Genomic DNA, 575 nt, shown 5'->3' on the forward strand with positions numbered 1-575 from the left:
ACGTCGACGGGCCTGTCGTCGGCCACCAGCTCGATCGGCTCGCTGTCCACCGGCCTGAGCACGGTCACGGTCAAGACGGACAACCTCGGCAACAGCACGGCGGCGGCACTCGGCGGCGGCTCGACGTACAACCCGACGACCGGCACGGTCTCCGCGCCGGCATACACGACCTACAACGCGAACGGCACGACGTCGACCGCCACCAGCGTCGGCTCGGCGATCAACAACATCAACAGCCAGGGCATCAAGTACTTCCACGCGAACTCGACCGGCGCAGACAGCACCGCGACCGGCACCGACGCCGTCGCCATCGGCAGCGGCGCCGTCGCCAGCACGAACGATTCCGTCGCGCTCGGCACCGGCGCGCAGACCGCCCCCGCTGTCGCCACGAGCAGCGCGACCGTCGGCGGCGTGACGTTCGGCGGATTCGCCGGCACCTCGCCGGTCGGCACCGTCAGCGTCGGCAGCCCCAACAACGAGCGACAAATCACCAACGTCGCCGCGGGCCAGGTGACCGCGACGAGTACCGACGCGATCAACGGCAGCCAGCTCTATTCGGTCGCCCAGCAGGTCGG

The 575-nt window shown here is 70.1% G+C and carries 1 pseudogene; it reads left to right on the forward strand.

The features are described 5' to 3' along the window. Positions 1–575 (forward strand): annotated as a pseudogene (locus tag GQ56_RS39850) (cell surface protein); the annotation flags it as partial.

Origin of the sequence: Burkholderia paludis, from assembly GCF_000732615.1 — a bacterium.
GTDB classification, from domain to species: Bacteria; Pseudomonadota; Gammaproteobacteria; order Burkholderiales; family Burkholderiaceae; genus Burkholderia; species Burkholderia paludis.